The organism is Lacticaseibacillus parahuelsenbergensis, assembly GCF_030770265.1.
In the GTDB taxonomy this organism is placed as follows: Bacteria; Bacillota; Bacilli; order Lactobacillales; family Lactobacillaceae; genus Lacticaseibacillus; species Lacticaseibacillus casei.
Genome location: NZ_CP132482.1, coordinates 2814689 through 2839771, shown reverse-complemented (window position 1 = coordinate 2839771; position 25083 = coordinate 2814689). Strand labels below are relative to the sequence as shown.

Here is a 25083-nt window from a genome sequence, read left to right as displayed (position 1 = left end):
CTAAACCACGTCCTCTTGTGTGAGGGGGCGTGTATTCGAGAAAGAACTTTTGCGCGAACTTTTAAATATTTACCACATACTACCTGAAAAGCTTAGTTGACAAACCGCCAACAAAATGTAAAATATACTGTGTTGTTGCAATGTAATCGCTTTATGCGAGCATGTGTAACCCGTTTCAGATTTAACTTATAAGTTAATCGATTATTGATAAGGTGCGATCGTTAAGAGCATGACTTATCCTAATTAAAGGGTCTATTTGACCTTCGTTAGGGTAAGTCTTTTTATTAACATTAGCAGGGAGGAAGTCAGTCGTGATCATCGAACGTGTTTTGAATAACAATGCATGCTTATCTGAGAATCACGACGGTCTCCCAGTCTTGTTAATGGGTAAGGGTTTGTGTTTTGGTAAGCGAAAGGGCTCGCCAGTTGATATGGAATTGGTGGATAAAACTTTTATTCTTAAAGACCACAACACAATGAACCGGTTCACTGACTTGGCAATTGACGTTCCGATGGATGAGATCATGATTGCGGAGAAGGTCATCAATTACGCGAAAATCCGCACCGGTAAAAAGTATAGTGAATCGATTTACGTTAACTTGACGGATCATCTGCATAACACGATTAAGCAGGCCAAAGAAGGCATTCAGCTAAGCAATCCGCTAAAGTGGGATATTAAGCGGTTTTATCCGGACGAATATGCCGTCGGTCAAAAAGCAATTCAAATCGTCAATGATGAGATGGGAGTATCCTTGAAAGACGATGAGGCGGCGTTTATAGCCTTGCATTTTGTCAACGCGGACGTCTCCAATGGGGCTGAACAAAATCGCGCCTATGACGTGACCCAGATCATGAAGGAAGTTGAAGGCATTGTTAAGGACTTCTTCAATACCGAATTTGACGAGAATTCACTAGCTTATTACCGGTTTATTACCCATTTGAAGTTTTTCGCGCAACGTCTGTTGGAAGGACAACATTATGAAGATGATGATTTAGATCTCCTCGAAACCATCAAGCGTCGTTATCCTCGTCCTTACGCCTGCTGCAAGCAGATTCAAGCCTATATTCAGAAAAAGTATCAATTTAAGGTGACGGATACTGAAATGATGTACATGACAGTCCACATTAGTCGCCTAGTTAAAAATCTTTAGGGTGTTATCTTAGCAAAGAGCATGACCTAAATGAGTGAGAGGATCTTTCTCGCTTGTTTGGGTCTTTTTATATGGAAAGGAAGAACAAACATGGACTATTCTGAAACAGCTCGCTCGATTGTTAAAGCAGTCGGTGGCAAGCAAAACATTAAGTCGTTGACCCATTGTGTCACACGGCTACGATTCTATTTAAAGGACGAACAGAAGGCTTCAGATGCGACTGTTAAAGATATTGCCGGGGTCTTAGGTGTGAATCATCAGTCCGGTCAGTATCAAGTTATTATGGGCAACGGAGTCGGAACTTATTATGACAAGATTATGGCTTTAGGTGGTATTCAAGCAGCTGACGCTGATAACGTGGCTGATTCAGCCGAAGATGAAGCTAAGGGTCACACGAACCTGTTTGATACTTTCGCCAACTTTATTTCTTCGTGCATGTCGCCTTTGATTCCTGCTTTGATTGGTGGGGGCATGATGAAGGTCATTGTCATTCTCCTTCCGCTGCTTCATATGTTAAGTACCAGTAGTCAAACATATAAGATCCTCACTATTTTTGGTGACGCCCCGTTTTACTTCTTACCCGTTATGCTTGCCTATACGGCTGCGAATTACTTCAAGGTCTCCCAGATCTTGGCAGTGGTAATTGCAGGCATCATGATCCATCCGAATTTCTTAGCGATGGTCAACGCGGCTAAACCGGTGCATTTCATCGGCATCCCGGTGACACTATTCAATTATTCATCTTCTGTCATCCCGATCTTGATGATTGTGTGGGCTATGAAATATATCGAAGGTGGACTCAAACGGGTCATTCCAAATTCGATCAAGAGCATCGCGTTACCGTTGCTTGAGATTTTTGTGATGGGCTTCTTAGCATTGATTGTCATTGGACCAATCGGATCATTTGCAGGTCAAGGTTTGTCTGCCGCAATTCTCTTCATTCAATCCAAAGTCGGTTGGTTAGCGATGGCTCTAATGGCGGCCTTTATGCCGTTGATCGTCATGACCGGTATGCACTGGGCTTTTGCACCAATCTTCTTGGCCGCCTCAGTTGCTACACCTGACTCGTTGATTTTGCCAGCGATGTTGGCTGCTAATATTGGTCAAGGCGCAGCAAGTCTCGCCGTCGCCATTCGAACAAAGAACAAAAAGACCCGTCAGGTTGCTTCTGCCGCCAGTATCTCTGCTTTATTGGCTGGTGTAACTGAACCTTCACTTTACGGGGTCACATTAAAGTATCGTCGTCCTCTCTATGCTTCTATGATTGCGGGCGGCATTACTGGATTATTCATGGGATTTGTCCACCTGAAGGCGTTTGCCTTTGCTGTCCCATCTTTTGTGGCTTTACCACAATTCATGAGTGACGGTCAAAACCAGAACTTCATGTTTGCTCTGATTGCCTTAGTGATGTCGTTTGTTTTGTCCTTTGTTTTAACGTTAGTGCTTGGCTGGAATGATGGATCAGCAACAACATCGGTAAAAGGACAAAAAATGAATCATGCGGCTAATGAACCGGCTTTAGCTCTTGCAGGTGTTGCTGATGTTGCAGGTGTTGATGACACTACCGCCCAGACTGCGACGGATTCCGAAACGGTCAGTTCAGGCGTGCGGGCAACCAAGCGAATTTACAGCCCTGTTCAGGGAGAATTGATCACGATGACAAGTATTCCTGATGATACTTTCGCAAAGGGGATGTTAGGAAAAGGCTGCGGAATCATTCCCGAAGATGATCACTTCTATGCGCCTTTTGATGGAACAGTTGAATCGGTTTTTCCAACCAAACATGCCATTGGCTTAAAGAGTGACACTGGGATCGAGTTACTAATTCATATTGGCTTGGATACGGTTGATTTGAAAGGCAAACCATTTACTGCTCATGTCAGTCAAGGTGACCGTGTCAAACAAGGACAATTGTTAATGGATGCTGATCTGAAAGCCATCAAAGCGGCAGGATATGACATCACTACGCCGCTGGTTGTAACGAACTCCAAAGACTTTGTCGAAGTCACTGCAAGCGATAAGACTCAAGTTTCAACCCAAGACCCAGTTCTCTACGTCATTTAAGGAGGAATATCAATGACTCAATTTCCAAAAGGTTTTTTATGGGGCGGTGCCACCGCCGCCAATCAACTTGAAGGGGCATATAACGTTGATGGTAAAGGCTTATCTGTTGCTGATGTATTGCCTGGAGGTGAGGAACGTTTTGCAATCGTGAACGACCCGCACTTTGATTGGCGTATCCATGCTGATCAATATCGTTACCCTAACCACGAGGGCATTGATTATTACCACCATTACAAGGAAGACATTGCATTGTTCGCGGAGATGGGCTTTAAATGCTACCGTTTCTCGATTGCATGGAGTCGCATCTTCCCGAATGGAGATGAGGCAACGCCAAATGAAAAAGGGCTGGCATTTTATGATGACGTTATCGCGACCTGCCTGAGCTATGGTATTCAACCGGTCATTACCTTGTCTCACTATGAAATGCCGCTCCATCTAATTACCCAGTATGGTGGATGGAAGAATCGAAAACTGATTGATTTCTTTAAACATTACGCGGACACTGTCCTGACTCGTTATAGTGACCGGGTTCATTATTGGATGACTTTTAATGAGATCAATAGTGCCATGACAATGCCGATCATGGGTCAAGGTCTGGCACCAAGTAATGGCAGTCATGACAAGCAAAATATTTTCCAAGCTTGGCACAATCAATTTGTTGCCGGTGCTTATGCGGTTTCTAAAGCCCACGAATTGAACTCGGCAAATCAGATTGGTTGCATGTTGCTGTATGCCACCAGCTATGCTTTTGACAGTAATCCGAAGAACCAACTGGCGACTTTGAAACATAATCAGTCCTTCAATCAATTCTGTGGCGATGTGCAGGTGCGCGGTGAATATCCTGGATATTCGAGCCAATTAATGAAATCGTTTGGGTTCAACTGGTCAGATCTAGATATCACTGATGCAGACTTAGCATTGCTCAAGGCTAATCCGGTTGATTACATCGGCTTCAGCTACTATATGTCAACGGTCATTGATGTTGTTGACACGAATAAGCCTCAAGCTAATGGGAATCTCATTGGTGGCGTGGCTAATCCATTTTTAAAATCCAGTGATTGGGGATGGCAAATTGATCCCACTGGTCTACGGATTGCGTTAAACGAGCTCTACTACCGCTATCAAAAGCCTGTCTTTGTGGTTGAAAATGGCTTAGGGGCTGTTGATAAACCAGACGAGCATTATTTTGTTCAGGATGATTACCGGATCGATTATTTACGTCAGCATATCCAAGCCATGGCCGGTGCGATTGATGATGGCGTTGACTTAATGGGATACACACCATGGGGATGCATTGATCTAGTCAGTGCAACAACTGGGCAAATGTCCAAACGGTATGGATTCATTTACGTTGATCTCGATGATGATGGTCAAGGGAGCTTGAAGCGGTACAAGAAGGCATCTTTCGACTGGTATAAACAGGTCATTGCGACTAATGGTGAGAAGATGTAGTTAATATGACTCAGTCTACGGCATTCTACTTGACAAACCCAAATTTCCGCGTAAGCTGACAATTAAATTAATATTTCATGACAAGATGAGTAATCGTCTAACCGAAATACAGAGAATTGTCAGTTGGTGGAAGGCAATGTGAAGTTGGCGATGAATATGGTCTTGGTATTGTAAGTGTGATTGCGGTCGAACGTTGGTAAGACGGCAACGGAAACTTTCGTTAACAAGTAAGGATATTGATTTTGATGTATCCGGAGTGAGACATTTTGTCTAATCAAGGTGGTAACGCGGCTTATGGTCGTCCTTGTCGAGTGATCGGCAAGGATAACATAGGCCGCGTTTTTGTTTGGTTGATGATGGCGTTGTCGCAAAAGGCTATAGGAGGAGATTTTCATGAAACGAACGCAGCGAGTGGTTCATCTTTTCATTGTTTTGGCGGGATTGTTTTTGGTTCTGGTTGGCTGCCAGAAGACCAGTAGTCAGCAAGCTTCCAGTAGCACGAGTAACGTTAAACAGGAACTTTTGGATCATAAGACGTTAACGGTGGGGCTTGAAGGGACTTATGCGCCGTTTTCGTATCGAAAGAATGGCGAGCTGGCGGGTTTTGAAGTCGATCTTAGCCGTGATATTGCCAAGAAACTTGGGGTTAAAGTGAAGTTTGTGCCGACTAAATGGGATTCGCTGATTGCCGGTTTGGGCGCGAACAAGTTCGATGTCGTTTTGAACAATATTACCAAGACGCCGGAACGGGAGAAGGTTTATGATTTTTCAACGCCGTATATTTATTCGCGTTATGCGTTGATTACGCCCACGGCAAAGGCCAATACGATTACAAAGTTGGCGGATATTAAAGGAAAGACGGTTGTGGAAGGAACCGGCACGAGTAATGAGGTTTTGGCCAAGAAGTTGGGTGCTGCTAAGATCCTTCCGTCAGGTGACTTTGCGACAACACTGGGACTTTTGCGCCAGAATCGGGCGGACGCGACGATCAACTCCACTGCCGCATGGTATTCGTTTGCTAAGAGCAATAGCACTAAAGGGTTGAAGTTTAGAGCAGTCCCCGATTCTCAACAGAAGCCAGATGAAGTGTCGGCTTTGTTGACGAAGAAAACGCCTAAGCTTCGTAAAGCGATTAATCAGGCGATTCACGATTTACGCGCGGATGGCACGCTTAAGAAACTTTCCGAGAAGTATTTTGGCGGGGATGTTACGACCAAGTAGTCGCCGTTCTTGAATTTGATACCGTCTTTTATAGTCAGGAGGATTTCAATGACAGATTTTAATACCAAGCTTGTCCATGGCATACCCGTTGGCGATAACCAAACCGGAGCAGTTGTGCCGCCGATTTATCAAAGTACCACCTTTGCTTACCCGCAGGCAGACGCTAAGGTGCGCTGGGATTATACCCGAAGCGGCAATCCGACCCGTGAATATCTGGAAAAGGAAATTGCGTATTTGGAAGATGGCGATGCGGGGTTTGCGTTTTCGAGCGGGTTAGCGGCGATCTCAACCGTCTTTTCAATTTTTGACCGCGACGATCATATTATCATTGGTGATTCGGTTTACGGCGGGACTTATCGTCTGTTGAACGATTATTTTACCAAGCATGGCTTGTCGTTTACAACGGTGGATACCGCGTGATCTGGATGCGATCAAAGCGGCCATTCAGCCGAATACCCGCGCGATTTATTTTGAAACGCTGTCGAATCCGCTGCTAAAGGTGACGAGCGTTAAAAAGGTCAGCGCGTTGGCTAAGGAGCACGGCCTTTTGACGATTGTGGATAATACCTTTTTGACGCCGTATCTTCAGCAGCCGCTGAATTTGGGTGCGGATATCGTGATTCACAGTGCTACTAAATATTTAGGTGGGCATAGCGACGTTTTGGCAGGCTTGGTGGTGACCAGAACACCGGCGTTGAGCCAACAAGTCGGCTATTTGCAGAACGCATTGGGACCAACATTGGCGCCTGAAGCGGCTAACTTGGTTCGGCGCGGGATCGAAACCCTGAGTTTGCGCATGGATCGGGAACAGCAAAATGCGCTGGCAATCGCCGAACACTTAGAGGCATCGCCGCTGGTTTCAAGCGTTCATTATCCTGGGTTGAAACAGGATCCGAATTATCAGATAGCGCAGGAGGAACTCAACGGAGCGGGAGGCGTCTTGTCGTTTGAATTGGCCGATAACGTTGATGCGGATCGCTTTGTGAATCATCTGAAATTATTTACATTGGCGGTTTCGCTAGGATCGGTTGCCAGTTTGGCAGAGTTGCCTTGGACGATGACCCACGCCGAGTTGCCGGTTGCCGCGCGCAAGGCAAGTGGGCTTTCGCCGCAACTTATTCGGTTGGCGATCGGTGTGGAGAGTGTGCGGGATCTTATTGAGGATCTTGATCAGGCGTTGGCGCAGGTGGAGTGAGGCGTGTTGGCTGATGGCAAGTGTAGCGTTGTGGTAAGATCCAGATTCAGGATAATTGCAAAAATAAACATCTTCGTGTAAAAATGAGGTAGTCAGAGTTCGACGTATCATCACCAGACCGTGATTGACTGCAAGCATCACGGTCTCCTTAATACATTTGATCTTCGCTTGAAAAAAGCTTGTGCAAAGAGTATCTGCTCTGATATCATAAGATTGATCAAAAAAATCGCCATGATGGCACAATAGCCGCTTCCCCGGCCAGGGAAGCGGCTATTTTTTCGCACGGTCACTGAGACCCAACTACCCCGGCATGTAGGTGACGACAACTGCGCGATTACCGCCAACCAGCGCAGTGGGGCGGAGCGAGAAATAAAAATGCTGAACTGAAGCATCGAAAAAACAGGTATCGTACCAGCAGTGAAATGCCGGTAACAATACCTGTTTCTTTATATACATAGTCGTTATACCCAGGATTGCCAGACTAAGAATCTGCCATCAACCAGGTTCATGCCTAGTCATACCTAGTGCTTCTCATGCAAAACCTCAAGCTGATACCCATGCTGCTTGAGAGCCTCCGCATAGTTGTCAGGCAATTGCTGATCAAACCGAAAGCGGATGAGCGGCTTGAATTCACCTTTGTCTGTGCGGGTGCCGAAGATGTGATCGGCGCCTGGTTCGCTAGGCAAACGTTCAACCACGGTTTGTTGCAGTTCGCCGCGTTGACGCGCCTGAATCAAGGCGGTTAAGAGCCGATCGAGATTCGTAATGGTCACTGGCTGCACGTGCTCATCTCCCTTGATCATCAACCTATTGTTCCAAGTTGATTTTAGTCTAGACGCGTTTCTTCCGGGATGCAAAGCCCATGAAACTAAAGATGCTGACGATGGCGAGACCGATGACAGCTAACGGGTTCTGGGCTTCACCGGCTTGTGGCATGGTTTTGCCGGTTGCAGCTTGTTTGGTGGCGTTGGCTGTCGTGCCATTCTTGGCAGCAGGCGTCTTGGTTTGGTCCTTAAGCTTGTTGTCAAGCGTCACCAATTTTGAACCTTGCTGGCCGTTGTTACCGTTGTTACCGTTACTGCCGGTACCGGTTGTTGGCGTGGTTGGTGTGCCGTTGCCGGTAGCCGGGTTTTGGCCGCTGCCGTTACCGCCTTGAGTACCACCGTTGTTGCCTTGATTGCCGGTATTGCCGCCTTGGTTACCGGCGTTGCCACCAGTTTCTTGCTGATTCGAGTTGCCATTGCCTGAGTTGCCGGTACCCGAGGTGTTGTCATTATCACCAGGCGTTGGTGTTGGCGTTTTAACCTTAACGACATGGAAGACCTTGGTGACTTTATTGCCAACCATATCGACGGCTGTCACTGTGAAGTAGTTATCACCGTCTTTGAGCGTGTAAGTCTGGTTGAAATTTGCGGCACCATACGGGTTAGAGGTTGTCGATAGCGGATCAAGATGGTTGTTGAAGCCAGCCAGATTCTTTTGATGGACAACGTTATCGCCGTTGGTGTAGAGCCGGTAGCCGTTGATGTTGTCATTGACAGTGCCGGAGACCGTGAATGTGTCACTGGTTGTCGTGATATCGTAGTTGCCTTGGTCATCGACTTTCAATGTGTCGGCTTGTGGCAGGTCGAGCGTTGGGAAGATGGTGTCGAGGTAGATTTGCAGCTCGCCATAAGCGGTTTTCGTTGATTTCGAGCCATCGGTTGCTGGTTCGGTCAGCCGGTAGCCGACCGATTGCTGTTCGGCGGCTTTGAATGGCACAGTGAAGCTGAACTTGCCATCTGCGCCGATTGTAACAGTTTTGGCCGGTTCGGTGGCATCCGTGACGGTCAACGTTTTACCAGCAGGGTTATCGACGTGGCCGGTAATGGTTAACTGGCCGGTTTGCGCGTTGTAGATATCGGCGACTTGGTCAGCGCCAACCAGTGTGAAGGAGTTGTCGTTGAATTTATCAAACTTCAGACCGGCAGTTGGCTGGGCATGCGTCGTGATTTGGGAAAAGGCGCGGCCGCCTAGTACTGGTGCGCCACTGGTCTTGGTCGCGTTGGCCGCAGCCTTGGCATTGTCTTGCAACGGAACGACAACGTGCACGTTCTTCTGGCTGAAGTGGCCGTAGCCAGCAGTACCATTAGCATCCAAAAAGACAATCATTTCATCACCGTCTGCACGGCCAGCTTCTTCATAAGTTCCGAAGTCTGCGGTCGGTGAAAGGACGGTGCCGATAAAGTCTCCATATGGCACGGATTCGGTCAAGTTGAAGGTGACAGTCCCGGTTTTGGGATCGACCGTGCCTGGGAAGACTTTGCCGGTTTGTGCATCAGTGGCATAGACGATCCAATCCACGCCAGCCGGTACTTGAGCATAGGCTGTAAAGCTGGTTTGGTCGGAAACCGCTTGAACGAAGCCTTCAGAACGCCAGAAGTTGTGCGGGCCGTCGCCGACTTTCCAGGTGAACTGCGGTGCCACGTCACTTGTTGGCGTGGTGGTATCGGTTTGATGTGTGCCGGCGGTTGCTTGCAGGGTGGCGCTGGTTTTATTGCCGGCGACATCGGTTAAGGTCAGGGTCAGGCTGCCGTCACTATTTTCCAGGGCGGTTTTTTGGGCGGCGGTTAGTTCAAAGCTTAAGGTGCCGTCGTTATTTTGGCCGTTGTTGTTTAAGTTGATGCCGTATGCTTTGTTGCCGATTTTCAGTGCCAAATCGCTGAACTTGGTGAAACCGGCGCCTTGATCATCGTAATGAACGGTGACGCGGCCGTCTTGATAGCTTAGGCCGGTTAATGTTGGCGCAACGGTGTCGACAGTGACCGGTAAGTCATAATCCTGATTCTGTTGGGCGCCTGTGTTGTATTGCTCGGTCACCAGCCGGTACGTGTACTTGCCATCGGGTGCGGTGACATATTTGCCGGTGGCCTGATCGTAAACCTTGCCGTCCCAAGTGAAGGCGGTTGGATCAAGGCGCATGTCGGTACTTAAACCTAGATCGGAATTAAAACTGTTGCCGTTTTGCAAGTAGGACTTGGAGGTGTTGTTTTCCTTGTCCAGGACTCGAACAACGTGGCCTTGAGCATCGAGGATCTGGATAGTGACCGACTTCAGGTTTTGCTTAGAGAAGACGTATGGGAAAACCGTGTCGCTAGCGCCGTCGCCATTTGGTGAGAATGAGACTTTCTTGTTGTCGACGTACGTGGGTACCAGCGTCCATGTATACTTGCCAGTCGTGTCGGTATTAACCAAATTGCTCAGCGATGCGGCGTCGGTGACACCAAGCGGATTGTTGTTGTTATCCACCAGATAGCCGCCATTGAAAATGGATTCGCCGCTGTTTGCCGGTGCGTCGATGACCTGCTCATCGGTGAGATCACCATAGTAGCCGAGATACGGGACGCTGATCGTTTGCGCGGCGTCGGTTGCTTTGAAGGTGAGATAGCCTTCGACCAGTTGGTTTGCCGCAACGGAATCATCGAGGGAGAGTTTGAAGGTGACTTGCTTGGTTTCGCCAGCCGCTAAAGTGAAGTTGGCGGTATCGGTGTTGACCGTTGCCCCGACAAGGGTTTCGTCATGGACGGTGTTGCCGTTACTTGCATCGCGAACCTGGGTGAGCGGGCCGCCATTGGTATCAACGGTATAATTTTGCGCGGTTTTGCCGTGGTTCGTCAGGGTCACGGTGAAGGTCGTGGTTTTGCCGATTTTACCGAGTGAAACCGAACCGGCGTCGTTGCTGCCTTCAGCGCTGACGGTCAAATCGCCGGCTTTGGCGACATCAATTTGGCCAGCGCCTTGACGCCGCGGGGAAATGTAGGTGTCCGGATAATTGATATCTTTCATCGGTTCCGCCGCGTTCATGAGCGCTAACTTAACGGCCTTGACGAGATCAGCCCCGGTTAAGTCAGGCTGGGTTGCTTTGATTTTTTGCATGACAAGTAAAGCCGCACCAGCGTTGAACGGGCCGGCCATGGACGTGCCGGACTCGACGGCATATGTTTGCGTGTTGGTAGTGGGGTCGATCGCGGTAGACGTGACGTTATCGCCAGGCGCAGAAATGTCTGGTTTTAAGGTGTAATCAGCCATCGGTCCCCAAGATGAAAAGCCGTCCATCTGGGAGTCCGCGCCAGTTGCGCTGGTTTCTGCGGCAACTGTCATGGCTGATGCAGCGGCACCGGGATCGCCAATCGTCGAATCGTTTTTAGGCGCATAGGCGGTGGAGATATCATTCGGCGTTTTAGAACCGATGATACTGCCGGCGATGGCGTTGTTACCCGCTGAAATCGAGACGAAAACGCCGTGCTCCGTGGCGTATTGCACCGCTGCTTGCTCTTCATCGGTTAAATCCTGTTCGGTAACACCGATGCCCAGGGACATTTGAATGGCATTGGCGCCGAGTGCCACCGCATCGCGAATCGCCCGGGAGATGTCGTTGGCATTTTCATCCGGGAATTCATCGATGACCTGCATGGCGAGAATCTGGGCTTCAGGCGCGACGCCTTTGACGTAAGTGGATGCTTTTTCTTTGCCGGTTGCGCCGTCTGCGGTGGTACCGTTAGCGGCAATGATCCCGGCAACGTGTTCGCCGTGGGTCGATCCGGCAACCGTTGTGCCAGTATTCACACTGTCGTTATTGACATAATCATAGGCAAATGGAATTTTACTGTTGACGTAGGTGCCATAGCCTAGTTTGGCGATGGCAGCTTCGGCTTTTTCTTTGGTCAGTGTAGCGGTGCTATCGTCACTGAGGCGCAAATCGGCATGCGGTTGCACCCCGGAGTCAATGACGGCTACGACCATGCCTTGGCCTTGGTAGCCTTCGTCCCATAGCCCTTTGACGTTGCCTTTGGTCAGGGTATCTTGGTTAGCTGGCCCGGGATCGGTTGTGGCAGCAGAACTGGCTTGGCTTTGATTGTCAGCCGTAGCCGTGCTGGTTGCAGTCGCCGCGGCGCTTGCTTGGCTAGTAGCCGTTGTTGCCGTACTTGTTGCCGTTTGGCTGGCCGCGCTGCTGGCTTTTGTTTGCGTGGTTGCGCCTGATGCCGGTGCGGTTGTTTTTGCTGTTGCAGATGAGGCTTGCTGGTTCGTAGCTTGCGGTTGACTAGCACTGCTCTGTGTGTTTTGGGCAGGTGTTGCCTGTGTCTGAGCTGCGCTACTTTTGGCACTGTTTGCCGTTGTAGTTTGAGTCGCGTTGCTAGTAGCATCGTTGGCTGTTGCCTGGCTGGTCGTCGTTTGTGCGGCAGGTTGGGCCTGCGTACTAGTTGACTGAGCCGTTTGACTCGTCTTTTCTGTCGGCGTTGTCGTTGTATCGGCGGCAACGGACTGGGTGGTGGTGCCGCCCAAGACAATCAAACTCGTACCAAAAGTAATGATCGCAGCAGTCATCCACTTGGAGCCTGCTTTATACATCTTGTAATGTCGCTTCATTTCGGTCGTCGAATTTTTATTCATGTACGCCCGTCCCCCTTAGATTTTGTATTAAGAAAAATGAGACTTAAAAGAAATGTCCAAAATACCCAAATTTTTCACATTTTAAAAACAATTTATTCTCATTTATTCTTAATAGCAAAAAGCTTATTACCTGAGGTGGCTTCTGTCAAGACATGGACAGGGTTTCAGCGGTGAAATATGGCCAGATAATTTTGGTTTCATTTTATAGTAGATTATTTATCTTATATTGATAACGATTACTGGGGAAATTGTCTTGTTTATACAGAGTCGAAAAGTTCGAGCTTGCCGTGTCGCAAATGCATTTCTCGGGCTTTTTGGCGTGCCAAGAAGGGTGCTACAGAAATTTGTTAAGCATTCCTAAATCATGAATAAGAAACAAGACAGGTATTGCATTCTGTTGGTTAACGTGCAATTTTAAATGTAATTATAGATTTTTGCCTTAATCGGTTTTATATTCCCTCAACGCGTTTTTGTCTGCTTGTGATAAATAATACAGACAGACTGATGTGACTTCCCGGCCAAGAAACCAGCAGGCCATTGATATCAATTTGGTTATGCCGCAATAACCTTTATGTACTGAGTTGCCGAAAATTATGATTCCATTCATAAAGTTTCACTGCTTAAATTCGAAAACGTGCATATAAAGTTCATAAAGCGTCATATAATCCTAGAAACGTTCATATAGCGGTATTGTAAGCGCAACCACGAGACTTTACCATGAGAAACAGGGTCAGGGAAAGAAGCTAAGGAGGAACATCATGGTAAAGAAGACAATCAATAACGTCACCCGCGAGAAATGGATTCTGAGCACGTTTCCGGAATGGGGGACTTGGTTAAATGAGGAAATTGCGGCGAAACATGTGAAATCAGGCACATTTTCGATGTGGTGGCTGGGTTGCACGGGGATTTGGTTGAAAACTGCTGAAGACACGAATATTTTGGTTGACTTGTGGTGCGGCACAGGTAAGCAGACGCATGGCAGCGGCATGATGCGCAAAGGCCATCAGATGATGCGAATGAGTGGCGTGCAGCAGATGCAGCCAAACCTGCGTAATCAGCCGTTTGTGATTGATCCTTTTGCGATGAAGGATGTGGATGCCTTGTTTGTGAGCCATATTCATAGTGACCATTTGGACATCAATACTGCCGCGGCGGTGAATGCCAATTGTCCGAATGCTAAGTTTTACGGTCCGGAGAAAGTCTGCGAAATCTGGCAGGGATGGGGCGTTCCAGCCGAAAAAACCGTCGTTGTCCGACCTGGCGATGTCGTGACAATTGGCAAGACGAAGGTCAAAGTGTTGGAGGGTTTTGACCGGACAGCATTAATCACTGAGGATGATCCGAATATGAAGTTGGCAGGAAAACTGCCGCAAGATATGAATCAAATTGCCGTTAACTATTTGTTTGAAACAACCGGCGGCAATCTCTATCATGCGGCAGACTCGCATTACTCAAACCTATTTGCCAAACATGGCAATGAAAATCACGTTGATGTTGCCTTGGGTGCTTATGGGGAGAACCCGCGCGGCATTACCGATAAAGTGACCTCGATTGATATTTTGCGGATGGCAGAATCGTTGAAGACTAAGGTCGTCATTCCGGTTCACTATGACATCTGGACGAATTTCATGGCCGATCCAAAGGAAATTGAGGCCCTGTGGCAGATGCGGAAGGACCGTCTGCAGTATCAATTCAAGCCATTTATCTGGCAGGTTGGCGGCGAATTTACGTTCCCGGACGACAAGGATCGGATGGAATTCATGTATGACCGGGGCTTCCATGATACGTTCTCGGTGCCAAACGATACGCCGTTTCCAGCATTCTTATAAATCGTGTGAGGTGGGGTTTTAGCATGTTACTGAAAGACTTTTGGGAAAAGGATTTAGTTGATATTCGCCCGGAACCGGCAACCGATTGGCGAGACGCATTGCGTCAGGCAGCAAACAAGTTGATTGAACATCAGTATATTTTGCCGGGATATGTGAATGAGATCATCGGAAATGTTGAGAAGAATGGACCTTACATTGTGATTGTGCCCGGTGTGGCGATGCCGCATGCCATGGCAGAAAGTACCAATGTTTTGGGGACGGCGATTGGGTTTGCCAAGTTCCCGGAACCCGTCATCTTTGACCCGGACGATCCGGAGAAGCAAGCACAGCTGTTCTTTACGTTAGCGGCAAAGGAACCGAACCAACATTTACAAAATATCGGTGATCTTTCTGACATGTTGATGACAGAAGGACTGATTGATCGACTATTGGCCGTCGAAAGCGTTGATGACTTCAAGGTGATCGTTGACGCAGAAAGTTGAAGGGGAAAGGTATCAATTCATGCAGCCATTTTTAGATTTTCTAGTCAGTGTATGGGACTACTTTGCGGCAAATATTCTAACGCAGCCGGCCTACATGATTGGGTTCATTGTCTTACTTGGGTACATTTTGGAACGCAAGCCGTTGTATGAATCAATCGCCGGTTTTCTCAAAGCGGTGATCGGTTACATGATCCTGATGGTCGGCTCAGGCGGCTTGGTCAATAGTTTTCGCCCGATCCTGACTGGCTTAAAAGATAGATTTAACTTAACTGCGACTGTCATTGATCCGTATTTTGGGCAAAATGCGGTGACGGAAGGCTTGGAAAAAACGTTTGGGCGAACCTTTGGCGATGTCATGCTGCTGTTGCTGTTTGCCTTTGTCTTCAATATTTTACTGGTCCGCTTCCAAAAATGGACAAAATTGCGGGCGGTTTTCACTACCGGTAACGTTCAGGTGCAACAAGCTGCCACGGCCTTTTGGATTCTGCTCTTCTGTTTCCCGCAGATGGGACGGATTGAAGTGTTAGTGGTAATGGGCGTTATGCTGGGGCTTTACTGGGCTGTCGGGTCTAATATGACAGTGCGGTATACCCAGGATTTGACCGATGGCGGCGGCTTTGCGGTTGCCCATCAACAAATGTTCGGCATTGCGTTTGTATCTTGGCTGGCTGATAAGTTCAAAGCACATGAAGTCAAGGCGCAGAAAAAAGCCCGGCGCTTGGAAGACATCGAATTGCCAGGCTTTCTCAAGATTTTCAATGAAAACATGGTAGCAACTGGAATTCTGATGCTGTTCTTCTTTGGGATTATCATGTTGATTCTCGGACGCCCGTACTTCAATGGTGTCTTTGCTGCGACAAAAGGTGCTTCGGGATTGGCACCGAATGGCAGTTTTCTGTTTTACATTATGACGACATCGCTAGGCTTTGCCGTCAACCTGACAATTTTGCAGCTCGGGGTGCGGACATTCGTTGGTGAACTGACGGAAAGTTTCACCGGTATTTCCGACCGGTTATTGCCTGGTTCGGTTCCGGGGATCGATGTTGCGGCCACCTTTGCGTTTGGTGAGCCTAATGCAGTGACCATCGGCTTTCTGTTTGGCGCACTGGGGCAGTTTTTGGCAATCGGGGCATTGTTGCTGTTCCATTCACCCACAATTATCATTGCCGGCTTTATCCCGCTCTTCTTTGATAATGCCGCTTTCGGGGTTTTTGCCAACCGACGTGCCGGCGCCAAGGCAGCTATGATTCTGCCGTTCTTGAGCGGTTTGATTCAGGTCTTTGGCGCAGCACTGATCGCCACGTGGATCGGATTGTCGAAATTTGGCGGTTATCTGGGAATGTTCGACTGGGACACAGTATGGCCATTCTTCACCGTCTTAATGAAGTTCCTTGGCATTGTCGGTATCGTTGCCGTTGTGATCATTTTGATTTTGATCCCGCAACTTGAATACCGGCATGATCCGAAGAATTACTTCTTGATGGTAACCGACTATGAACAGTACAAAGAGAATATGACGAAGAAAAAAGCATCGTGACATGCTCACAGAACATTAGGAGGAGATTTGATGAATATCTTAGTATCGTGTGCCAATGGATCAGGGACCAGTTTGATGATGATGCGCAGTGTTCAAAAGGCCTTCAAACGGCTGAATATTCCTATTTCTAAAATCGAACATACTAACTTGGCAGAAGGTAAAAGCACTGCCAAACAATATGACATGGTGTTTACCACCACCAATTTTGTCGACATGTTTAAAGATGCCAAGGACAAAGGCGTGCAGGTGATCGGCGTTAAAAACGTGATGAGTGATAAAGAAGTCGAACAACGGGTACGTGAAGAGACAGACCTTGTAGGGTAATGGTTGTAAATTTTGAGTGTATGGTGGCGAGTTTGTCACCAAGAATTTTCGGTTGGGCGTACAGGAGGAAAACATTTTGACGAAACCAAACTTACAGGTGGCACTAGACAATAATACGTTAGCCAGTGCCTTGGCGGATGTTCGGGAAGTTGGCCCGCTGGTTGATATTGTGGAAGCAGGCACGATTCTGATCTTGCAGGAAGGGACGATTGCAGTGCGGGCATTGCGCGCCTTGTTCCCGGACAAAGTCGTGATTGCCGACACCAAGTGTGCCGACGCAGGATCCACGGTTGCCAAGAATATGGCTGATGCCGGTGCGGACTGGATGACGTGCATCTGCTCAGCGACCATTCCGACCATTCAGGCAGCACAACAAGAAGTGGCCGACATTCAAATCGAACTTTATGGTCAGTGGACCAAGGAAGATGCCCAATCATGGCTGGACATTGGCGTCACCCAGGCGATCTATCACCAGAGCCGGGATGCCTTGCTTTCCGGTGGGTCATGGGGTGCCGCGGATCTGGCCAAAGTGCAAATGCTGGTCGATATGGGCTTTCGGGTTTCGGTGACCGGCGGCTTGAGTATTGACACGTTAAAACTGTTTTCCGGCGTGAATGTTTATACGTTTATTGCCGGGCGGGCGATTACCCAGGCACCGGATCCCGCCAAGGCCGCAGCTGATTTTCAAGCGGAAATTGTCCGAATCTGGGGTAAATAAGCAACGTAGGGTTTGGTTATGGGGTGACAATGGTGAAAAATTCAATGGCGAATGTGCAAGCGCGCCGGGAGAAAGTTCTGGTCGTTGTGGATCAAGCCGAATCGGTGGCGGTTGAAGAATTGGCCCGCCAGTTTGATGTATCGATCACAACGCTGCGTCGGGACTTAAAAGCGTTGTCAGATATGGGTCAGGTCAAGTGGCATCATGGGCTCGTTGAAAAAGCCAAACTGCCCACAACCGCCAATCATACCTCGCGTTCGGGCATCGAATTGCTAAAGGACACGATTGCAGAGACGGTACCAGGCTATATTGTCAAAAATAGCACCTTGTTTGTTAACTCAAGTTCGCTATGCTGGCGAGCGATTAATCAGTTGGCGACAATGCCGCTGACGATTATCACAAACAATATCCGGGCGACAGAATGTGTCCGTCACCCTGAAACATCAATTATCCTGACCGGTGGCGAAATCCGCTATCCCAAGGAATCACTGGTCGGCACCGTGGCTATTCAAATTCTTGAAACCATGCAATCGGATTTTACTTTAATCGGTTGTGATGGCATTAGTGAAGGCGGCGGGGTCACGACGCAAAATATTTTTGAAGCGCAGGTGAACACCACCATGATTGCCCGTACCAAGCAAAAGGTGATTTGCGTGGCGGATTACCGCAAAGTAGGCGTTACCAGCAACTATCATGTGGCCGATTTAACGGCGGTGGATGTGCTCATTACCGATAATTTTGCCAACGAGAAAACGGTTCGTGAACTGCGGCGTCACGGGATTGATGTGGTTCAAGTGGTCAATTAACGCGATTGATGTGGAAATACGCGCTGGCGAAGGCCTGTCGCCTGGCCGATCCAGCCTGAAAAACTGGTTGAATGGGCAACGGACTCAGGAGGTCTCGCCAGTTTTTTGTTGCCAAAAATCGCGTCAAGGAGGGAAATTTTTGAACTCATTGGGAATTTATGAAAAGGCACTACCTAAGACCGATTCTTGGTTGACACGATTGCAACTGGTGCGGGACTTGGGGTTTAACTTTTTAGAATTGTCGATTGATGAAAGCGATGAGCGGTTGGCGCGTCTAGATTGGACCAAGGACGAGCGGGCGGCTGTTCGCGATGCGTGTTGGCAGACCGGCGTGCGGATTCATACGCTGATGTTAAGCGGTCATCGCCGGTATCCGTTGGGCTCGTCCGATCCGGCAGTGCAGCAGAAAAGTTGTGACATGTTGGGTAAAGCGATTGATTTGGCCAGCGATCTGGGCATCCGCAACGTGCAGCTGGCCGGCTATGATGTTTACTACGAACCCAAAACGATCATGTCCCGCGAATGTTTTATTGAAAATCTGCAACGCGGCGTGGCGTACGCAGCGACTAGGGAAGTCACTCTTGCGATTGAGACGATGGATGATCCGTTTTTGAATTCGTTAACGAAAATCCGGGCACTCAAGGAGCAAATTCATAGTCCTTGGTTACAGGCCTATCCCGATGTCGGCAATCTGTCAGCGTGGCCGGAAAACGATGTTGGCCGCGAACTAGAGTTGGGCATTGCCAATATTGCATCCGTTCATCTGAAAGATACTCAGGCCGTCACGGCAAATCATCCTGGCCAGTTTCGCGATGTGCCGTTTGGGGATGGGGTTGTCGACTTCGCCGGCTGTCTGCACACCCTCAAGCGCCTTCATTACGGTGGTGCCTTCACGATTGAAATGTGGACTGAAAAAGCTGCCGATCCGATTAAAGAAGTGAAACAAGCCAAAGCGTTTTTTGATAAGCTATTCAATCAAGTCGGCTTGACGCAGGAACCTGTGAGCGAGGCAAATGTGCGGTCTTAAAAAGGGGTTTGTCTCGCTTCTCATAAAGGCCGGTTCACGCTCACATAAAAAACAGCCGACCCAAGCTGCCGGCTGCCAACTCAATCTATTCTTATAACCGAATTGCGGTTGGACTGATCTGGAAGTAATCGACTAAGTAACTTGCGACCCCATCGTCATCGTTGGATGGCACGGTAATGTCCGCGATTTTCTTAATTGACGGGATGGCATTGCCCATGGCGACACCGATGCCGGCGTACTCGATCATGTCCTTGTCGTTTTCCTCATCGCCAAAAGCAGCAAGCTGCTCACGCGGAATGCGGTAGAAGTTAAGCGCTGCTTTTAAGCCATTCATCTTATTGACGTTTTCCGGCATGATTTCCAGTAATGTTCGGCGTGAACGGGCGACGTTGAGATTCTTCAGCGATTTTGCAGCAGTTGCGGCGGCATCGACCATGTCAGGCTCACCGGCGATCACAACCTTGAAAATCGGCAACTTAGCCGGAACCTTATCAAAGGTCGTGTCTGTAAACGGCATCAGCTTAGGAATCAGCGTCTGATAACTCGATTTACCAAACTCGGTCAGTGAATAAACTTTATCTTCACCGACAATGTCCAGCTTGAAGCCATTTTCCTTAACCAGATCATAAACCGGCTCAACTTGTTCCTTGGTCAAAGCCGTTGCCTTGATCACGGTATGCTCGCGCACGAGCCGAACCAAGCCGCCATTGAAGCAAACGCAGACATCGTCATTTTTGGTGACATGCAGTTCCTCCAAGAATGGCTTCAACGTGGCAAACGGCCGGCCTGAGCAAAGAATAATGCGGATGCCTTTACGATTCAGGTAACGAAGTACGTCGCGATTCGTGACGCTGAGTTCCTTCTTGCTGTTAAGTAACGTGTTATCCATATCAAGTGCGATGGCTTTAAGCATAATTAACTCCCTTTCCAACTTTACGTGGTTAATGCTTATTATATCAGAGTTTCCCAATGTAAAAACGTTTTCAGAACGAACCGGACCAAAATGAATTCATGACAAAGGAGGCAATCATCATGCTCGAACAATTAAAACAAGATGTTTATGAAGCCAATATGCAGCTGCCAAAATTGAATCTCGTCACCTTCACGTGGGGCAATGTTTCCGGTATTGATCGGGAACGCGGCTTATTCGTGATCAAACCGTCTGGCGTTGCTTATGAAGACTTAAAGCCGGCAGACATGGTCGTCGTTAACTTAGATGGCGAGGTAGTGGAAGGCGCGCTGAATCCATCAAGCGACACGCCCACCCACACGGTTTTATACAATGCTTTTCCGGATATTGGCGGCATCGTGCACACCCATTCACCGTGGGCAGTGGCTTTTGCCTCGGCGCATATGGACGTGCCTAATCTCAATACCACGGCGGCGGACACTTTTTATGGAAATGTCCCGGTTTCCGAAGCCTTGAGCCAGCAGGAAATCGAGGACGCCTACGAAGAGAATACCGGCAAAGTGATTGTGAAGACATTCCACGATCGCGGACTCGATTACAATGCGGTACCGGCAGTCCTGGTAAGCCAGCATGGCCCATTCAGCTGGGGTGCGACGCCAGCGAAAGCAGTTTATAACGCAAAAGTCTTGGAAGTAGTCGCGGAAATTGATTATCACGCGCTGACACTGACGCACCAAGACGCCCACTTGCCGCAATACTTATTGGACAAACACTATTATCGCAAGCATGGCGCCAATGCTTATTATGGACAGGATGGCGCGAAGTCGCAGGAGCATGCGGCGAAAGCATAGGTGGGTTAGTTAGTTTTATAAAAGTTAAAAGGAGAACCGGTCGGAATGGTGCATTGTCCATTCTCGCCGGTTCTTTTTATTGGCACAAAAGTGGTGTGGTAAATGGCCTTAGTTGATGAATGGCGACTTCTAACAAGTTGACAAGTCTCTATACCAGTGTTCCTACATAACCTAACACACAATGCCTCCTACCATGGTGCACGATTTTTCATCCACAACGGAAAATCACTGGATTAAGCTGCGTTCAAGTAAACGCTACCATGAGTATCGAAAGATGAAAAGGAGCGATATTTATGACTGATTGGTTAGGCTTGGACGGTAAGACGGTTGTTGTGACAGGCGGTTCGTCAGGAATTGGCGCTGCCATTGTTGAGGAGCTGATTCACAACGGGGCTAACGTCGTCAATGGCGACCTTAAGGAAGGCAACTTCAAAGATCCAAAACTGACTTATGTTGCGACCGACGTGACTGACTCGGCTGAAGTTGAGAAGCTCGCAGCAACTGCCGAAAAGATCAACGGCGAGATTTGGGGCGTTGTCAATAATGCCGGTATTAACAAACCGCGGGTACTGGTTGATCCTAAAGCGCCGCATGGCAAATACGAGTTGGATGTGCCGACATTTGAACAAATCTTCAGCGTCAATGTCAAAAGTGTGTTTCTGGTCTCGCAGGCAGTGGTGCGGCGGATGATCAAACAAGGCCATGGTGTGGTGGTCAACATGTCATCTGAAGCTGGCTTGGAAGGTTCTGTTGGCCAAAGCGTTTACGCTGCCAGCAAGGGTGCGATTAACGGATTTACCCGTTCTTGGGCCAAAGAGCTAGGCAAGTATCACATTCGGGTGATCGGCGTTGCGCCAGGCATTATGGAAGCAACTGGCTTGCGAACACCTAGTTATGAGGAAGCCCTAGCTTATACTCGGGACACAACAGTTGAAGCGATTCGGGCAGGTTATAGTTCCACTTCAACCACCCCACTTGGGCGCAGTGGCAAACTGAGTGAAGTAGCTGATTTGGTTAATTATTTCTTGTCGAATCGCGCCAGCTACATCACCGGCGTAACGACCAATGTTGCAGGAGGCAAATCCAGAGGGTAAGCATTTGTTAGGAGGAGGTCAACCTGATTGAATAGTTTGGATTATCGACTTTTGCGCTATCTTCTGGCAAATGGCACCTCCAGTTTGGATGAATTGGCTGAAAGCGAAAATGTTTCAACCCGAACGATGCAAAAATATATTCATGAACTAGGCGAGTCACTAGGAGACGCAGCGGAAATCCGCATCAACAAAAACGGTTATTTCTTGCATATTTTAAATTACCGCAAGTTTTCGCTGATTCAATCAGGCGTCTTCAAACAAAATATTGACAATAATGACAAGCAAAAGAGGCAGGCAGAAATCTTGTTTCGGCTGATTCAAGAGCGTGAGTTTGTACCGATGGACGACATTGCCGATCAACTAACGGTAAGTCGCGGGACGCTATTAAAGGATTTAGCAGCATGTCGCGTGTGGTTGAAGCCTTATGATCTCAGCATCGAAAGCGCCACTAGTCGTGGAATTAAGCTTCGGGTTGGTTCGACCGTTGATTTAACGATGCTGATTTACAATCGGTTGTTTGACTATCTCCAGGCGCGGTTGTTCAGTGATCAAACGCTTGTGGCAGTTGTCATTGATCGTTTGAATGCAGCCAAAATCAAAACAAGTACGACTCAGATCTTTGAAAAGGTGATGCAAATTGTTGTGTTTCTCAAACAACATCATTATAAACTCAGCGGTATCAGTCCATATTATACGAATTTAATGGAAGCATCGCCGTTGTTCATTAATATCATTGAGGATATCGAAGATCGTTGTCATGTGACGTTTACTCAAGAAGAGTACAATTTCCTGGCTTTCCCATTTAACCTTTATGCCAACAAATTGCTGTCATCGGAAAAGTTAAAGCAAAAAGTCGAGGCTAACAAAGTGATTTTCGATCAGGTTGCTGACGAGATCCGCAATTTGGTCGATGCCAAAATCGATTATGAGCAGTTTTATCAAGCAACCAAGTATCATCTAATCTTTTTGATTAATCGCGGCATTTTCCATATTTCGCCGTCTGATTATTTAACCAATAAAATGTTACAGCGGTTTCAGTTAGCGGCGGACATGGCGATGGTGATGATTGACAAGCTTGAAGAAATTCTAGGGATTCACATTGCTGATGTCGAGATTAATTATCTGACGGTTTACTTTGAAATGGCACTGCAACATGCGGATAGTGTGTCGCCGGATCAGCCACAGGTCGGATTCTTTTCCAGTATGGGGCAAAGTGTTTTGCGTTATTTACAAAATCAACTGGATACGATGTTTGAATCCAAGGTGAGCATTCGCACTTTTCAGGATGAGACGGATATTTTGACGCATCAGGATCAACTGATCATGGTTTTTACCGATCGGCCGCTGGCATTTCGGTTGAAGATTCCAGTGGTGATGATGGGCGATATTTTCCGCGATCGAGTGTTGGAAACGAAGGTGCGGGCTTCGGCGGTACAACATGAAATCGATGCCGGGCGGATTATCTGGCGGGCCCAGACGTATGCGAACCAAACGAATCAATCCTATGAAGCGGTCTTACGGGCGACGTTGAAGGCTGACAGTGAAGCTGGTTTGGTCGACGCCGGGTTTATTGATCGCTTGATTCAACATGAATCCACAACGAAATTTGTGTTGGATAATGGTGCAGCCATTCCACATGCCATCGCTGACATTGATCAAAATCGCCTGTTTTTGCATCTTAGTGTGTTGACGCATGCGATGACGATTGGCGGGAAGTCTGTGAGTTACATTTTTGTGATCGGTATTCCCCGCGTGTTAGGTAAGAAGGCCTTGGAAGATTTATCGATGCTTTATGACTTACTCTTTTTGCTGGCAGTCAATGAAACTGCAATGGCAAATTTACGCAAGATTTCCGATAGCCACGATCCTTTAACCGTTGTGACGGAGGGCTTATAAAATGAATGTTTTGATACTTGGTATTTTCGTTGCCGCAGCATTTTTGTTGCAAGCTTTGATGGGTTATTTTCAAATTCGTAACTTTGCCCATAACTATCATGAGGTGCGCCAAGGCGGTCGCGTGTTGATCGGCAAAAATCCGCGGCGGTTTCGGCAAGGCAGCTTGATGCTAATCGGACTGGATCACGATGATCGGATTCAGGAAATTCGGATTATGAAGGGGCTCACGGTTTTCAGTCGGTTTCGCGAGGTTGACCGGTTCGATGGCGAATCGGTTGCTGAAGTCGGTGCTGATTACACGGCATTGCATAAGCTGAGTCGCACCGAACGGGAATGTTTTCTCAACGCGTATCGCAATTATGTGAATTACAAAACGAACAATCTCAGTTTTGAAGACTTTGACACCAGTCGCGTCAGCATGTTTTCGTTGCCGATTTTCAGCGAAATCAGCATGAAAATGAAAGCGATTCCGCAGACGCTGAAGCATGTATTCAAGAAAAAGATAATTTAGGGGGATGACATCATGCAATATATTTCTGATTTTGCCGCTGGCTTCATGAAGCTGTTTCAAACCGGCGGAAAGACGTTTATTAGCTGGATGACCAGCATTGTGCCAGTGGTTTTGCTGCTGTTGGTTCTGATGAATACGATTATTGCATTCATTGGGGAAGCGCGTATCGAACGGTTTGCGCAAAAAGCTAGCCGTAATGTATTGATGCGCTATCTGGTTTTACCGTTTCTAGCGGCGTTTATGTTGGGTAATCCGATGTGCTTTACATTGGCCCGGTTCTTGCCGGAATATTACAAACCAAGTTATTACGCGGCCCAAGCGCAGTTTTGCCACACCAGTAATGGCGTCTTTCCTCACATCAATCCAGGCGAATTATTTGTCTGGTTAGGGATTGCGCAAGGCGTGCAGAAGCTTGGTCTGAATCAAATGGACCTTGCCATTCGCTACATGTTGGTCGGCATTGTCATGAACTTCATCGGCGGTTGGGTCACTGATTTCACAACAGCCTATGTATCTAAGCAAACCGGAATTACGCTCAGCAAGACGGTTGACTTGTCAACGAGAGCATAAACGCGGCAATTACAG

General features: G+C 47.9%; 19 protein-coding genes, 1 pseudogene and 1 other annotated feature. Of the genes and pseudogenes, 17 read left to right on the top strand and 3 right to left on the bottom strand.

The features are described 5' to 3' along the window. The first annotated feature begins 311 nt into the window (after positions 1–311). The 5 genes and pseudogenes from licT to LACPH_RS13190 all read left to right on the top strand — a co-directional run bounded on the left by licT (position 312) and on the right by LACPH_RS13190 (position 7083). The gene (licT, locus tag LACPH_RS13210; RefSeq protein WP_087913045.1) at positions 312–1151 is read left to right on the top strand and encodes a BglG family transcription antiterminator LicT; all 840 of its coding nucleotides are present in this window, start codon (positions 312–314) and stop codon (positions 1149–1151) included. Positions 1152–1241: 90 nt separating this feature from the next. Then, positions 1242–3215 (top strand): beta-glucoside-specific PTS transporter subunit IIABC, encoded by a 1974-nt coding sequence (locus LACPH_RS13205; protein WP_274785221.1) that lies wholly within the window; start codon positions 1242–1244, stop codon positions 3213–3215. A 6-nt stretch (positions 3216–3221) separates the two neighbouring features. Further along, positions 3222–4667 carry a glycoside hydrolase family 1 protein gene (locus LACPH_RS13200; protein WP_274785229.1) on the top strand — a complete coding sequence of 482 codons (1446 nt, stop codon included), beginning with the start codon at positions 3222–3224 and terminating at the stop codon, positions 4665–4667. 68 nt (positions 4668–4735) lie between these two features. After that, positions 4736–4976, top strand: a binding site (T-box leader). A gap of 84 nt (positions 4977–5060) precedes the next feature. Continuing rightward, on the top strand, positions 5061–5888 hold the full coding sequence (locus LACPH_RS13195) for a transporter substrate-binding domain-containing protein (protein WP_274785220.1): 828 nt from the start codon (positions 5061–5063) through the stop codon (positions 5886–5888). 48 nt (positions 5889–5936) lie between these two features. Further along, positions 5937–7083, top strand: a pseudogene (locus LACPH_RS13190) (trans-sulfuration enzyme family protein). Between the two features lie 521 nt (positions 7084–7604). Here the strand turns inward: LACPH_RS13190 and LACPH_RS13185 are convergent. Continuing rightward, entirely contained in the window at positions 7605–7865 is a 261-nt protein-coding gene (locus LACPH_RS13185; protein ID WP_306387717.1) for a hypothetical protein, read from the bottom strand. A 49-nt stretch (positions 7866–7914) separates the two neighbouring features. Continuing rightward, on the bottom strand, positions 7915–12513 hold the full coding sequence (locus LACPH_RS13180; RefSeq protein ID WP_306387055.1) for a S8 family serine peptidase: 4599 nt from the start codon (positions 12511–12513) through the stop codon (positions 7915–7917). 758 nt (positions 12514–13271) lie between these two features. On the opposite strand from LACPH_RS13180, the gene ulaG reads away from it, so the two are divergent. The 7 genes from ulaG to LACPH_RS13145 all read left to right on the top strand — a co-directional run bounded on the left by ulaG (position 13272) and on the right by LACPH_RS13145 (position 19236). Then, entirely contained in the window at positions 13272–14342 is a 1071-nt protein-coding gene (gene ulaG / locus LACPH_RS13175) for an L-ascorbate 6-phosphate lactonase (protein WP_274785217.1), read from the top strand. A gap of 23 nt (positions 14343–14365) precedes the next feature. Beyond that, on the top strand, positions 14366–14824 hold the full coding sequence (locus LACPH_RS13170) for a PTS sugar transporter subunit IIA (RefSeq protein WP_049169331.1): 459 nt from the start codon (positions 14366–14368) through the stop codon (positions 14822–14824). A 19-nt stretch (positions 14825–14843) separates the two neighbouring features. After that, positions 14844–16361, top strand: coding sequence for a PTS ascorbate transporter subunit IIC (ulaA, locus tag LACPH_RS13165; protein WP_274785216.1), 1518 nt, complete (start codon positions 14844–14846; stop codon positions 16359–16361). 30 nt (positions 16362–16391) lie between these two features. Then, positions 16392–16685: a PTS sugar transporter subunit IIB gene (locus LACPH_RS13160; protein ID WP_274785215.1), complete on the top strand. Its 294-nt coding sequence runs from the start codon at positions 16392–16394 to the stop codon at positions 16683–16685. A 76-nt stretch (positions 16686–16761) separates the two neighbouring features. Further along, positions 16762–17403: a 3-keto-L-gulonate-6-phosphate decarboxylase UlaD gene (locus LACPH_RS13155; RefSeq protein ID WP_274785214.1), complete on the top strand. Its 642-nt coding sequence runs from the start codon at positions 16762–16764 to the stop codon at positions 17401–17403. 29 nt (positions 17404–17432) lie between these two features. Continuing rightward, on the top strand, positions 17433–18209 hold the full coding sequence (locus LACPH_RS13150) for a DeoR/GlpR family DNA-binding transcription regulator (protein WP_049169334.1): 777 nt from the start codon (positions 17433–17435) through the stop codon (positions 18207–18209). Positions 18210–18348: 139 nt separating this feature from the next. Continuing rightward, entirely contained in the window at positions 18349–19236 is an 888-nt protein-coding gene (locus LACPH_RS13145; protein WP_274785213.1) for an L-ribulose-5-phosphate 3-epimerase, read from the top strand. Positions 19237–19327: 91 nt separating this feature from the next. Here the strand turns inward: LACPH_RS13145 and LACPH_RS13140 are convergent, their stop codons facing one another. Beyond that, complete coding sequence (locus LACPH_RS13140; protein WP_274785212.1) at positions 19328–20149, bottom strand: Cof-type HAD-IIB family hydrolase; 822 nt, start codon at positions 20147–20149, stop codon at positions 19328–19330. 119 nt (positions 20150–20268) lie between these two features. Here LACPH_RS13140 and LACPH_RS13135 point away from each other — a divergent pair, with 119 nt between their 5' ends. The 5 genes from LACPH_RS13135 to srlA all read left to right on the top strand — a co-directional run bounded on the left by LACPH_RS13135 (position 20269) and on the right by srlA (position 25068). Further along, on the top strand, positions 20269–20997 hold the full coding sequence (locus LACPH_RS13135) for an L-ribulose-5-phosphate 4-epimerase (RefSeq protein ID WP_274785211.1): 729 nt from the start codon (positions 20269–20271) through the stop codon (positions 20995–20997). A 293-nt stretch (positions 20998–21290) separates the two neighbouring features. Next, positions 21291–22091 (top strand): SDR family oxidoreductase, encoded by an 801-nt coding sequence (locus LACPH_RS13130; RefSeq protein WP_274785210.1) that lies wholly within the window; start codon positions 21291–21293, stop codon positions 22089–22091. Between the two features lie 27 nt (positions 22092–22118). Further along, positions 22119–23987, top strand: a complete 1869-nt coding sequence (locus LACPH_RS13125) for a BglG family transcription antiterminator (RefSeq protein WP_274785209.1) — start codon at positions 22119–22121, stop codon at positions 23985–23987. Between the two features lies 1 nt (position 23988). Then, positions 23989–24498 (top strand): transcriptional regulator GutM, encoded by a 510-nt coding sequence (locus LACPH_RS13120; RefSeq protein ID WP_274785208.1) that lies wholly within the window; start codon positions 23989–23991, stop codon positions 24496–24498. Positions 24499–24510: 12 nt separating this feature from the next. Beyond that, complete coding sequence (srlA, locus tag LACPH_RS13115) at positions 24511–25068, top strand: PTS glucitol/sorbitol transporter subunit IIC (RefSeq protein WP_047106950.1); 558 nt, start codon at positions 24511–24513, stop codon at positions 25066–25068. Positions 25069–25083 lie beyond the last annotated feature (15 nt).

Coding starts and splice junctions, on each gene's coding strand:
- LACPH_RS13205 (WP_274785221.1), top strand. CDS start 1,242: ATGGACTATTCTGAAACAGCTCGCTCGATTGTTAAAGCAGTCGGTGGC.
- LACPH_RS13195 (WP_274785220.1), top strand. CDS start 5,061: ATGAAACGAACGCAGCGAGTGGTTCATCTTTTCATTGTTTTGGCGGGA.
- LACPH_RS13180 (WP_306387055.1), bottom strand. CDS start 12,513: ATGAATAAAAATTCGACGACCGAAATGAAGCGACATTACAAGATGTAT.
- ulaG (WP_274785217.1), top strand. CDS start 13,272: ATGGTAAAGAAGACAATCAATAACGTCACCCGCGAGAAATGGATTCTG.
- LACPH_RS13170 (WP_049169331.1), top strand. CDS start 14,366: ATGTTACTGAAAGACTTTTGGGAAAAGGATTTAGTTGATATTCGCCCG.
- ulaA (WP_274785216.1), top strand. CDS start 14,844: ATGCAGCCATTTTTAGATTTTCTAGTCAGTGTATGGGACTACTTTGCG.
- LACPH_RS13160 (WP_274785215.1), top strand. CDS start 16,392: ATGAATATCTTAGTATCGTGTGCCAATGGATCAGGGACCAGTTTGATG.
- LACPH_RS13150 (WP_049169334.1), top strand. CDS start 17,433: ATGGTGAAAAATTCAATGGCGAATGTGCAAGCGCGCCGGGAGAAAGTT.
- LACPH_RS13140 (WP_274785212.1), bottom strand. CDS start 20,149: ATGCTTAAAGCCATCGCACTTGATATGGATAACACGTTACTTAACAGC.
- LACPH_RS13135 (WP_274785211.1), top strand. CDS start 20,269: ATGCTCGAACAATTAAAACAAGATGTTTATGAAGCCAATATGCAGCTG.
- LACPH_RS13130 (WP_274785210.1), top strand. CDS start 21,291: ATGACTGATTGGTTAGGCTTGGACGGTAAGACGGTTGTTGTGACAGGC.
- LACPH_RS13120 (WP_274785208.1), top strand. CDS start 23,989: ATGAATGTTTTGATACTTGGTATTTTCGTTGCCGCAGCATTTTTGTTG.
- srlA (WP_047106950.1), top strand. CDS start 24,511: ATGCAATATATTTCTGATTTTGCCGCTGGCTTCATGAAGCTGTTTCAA.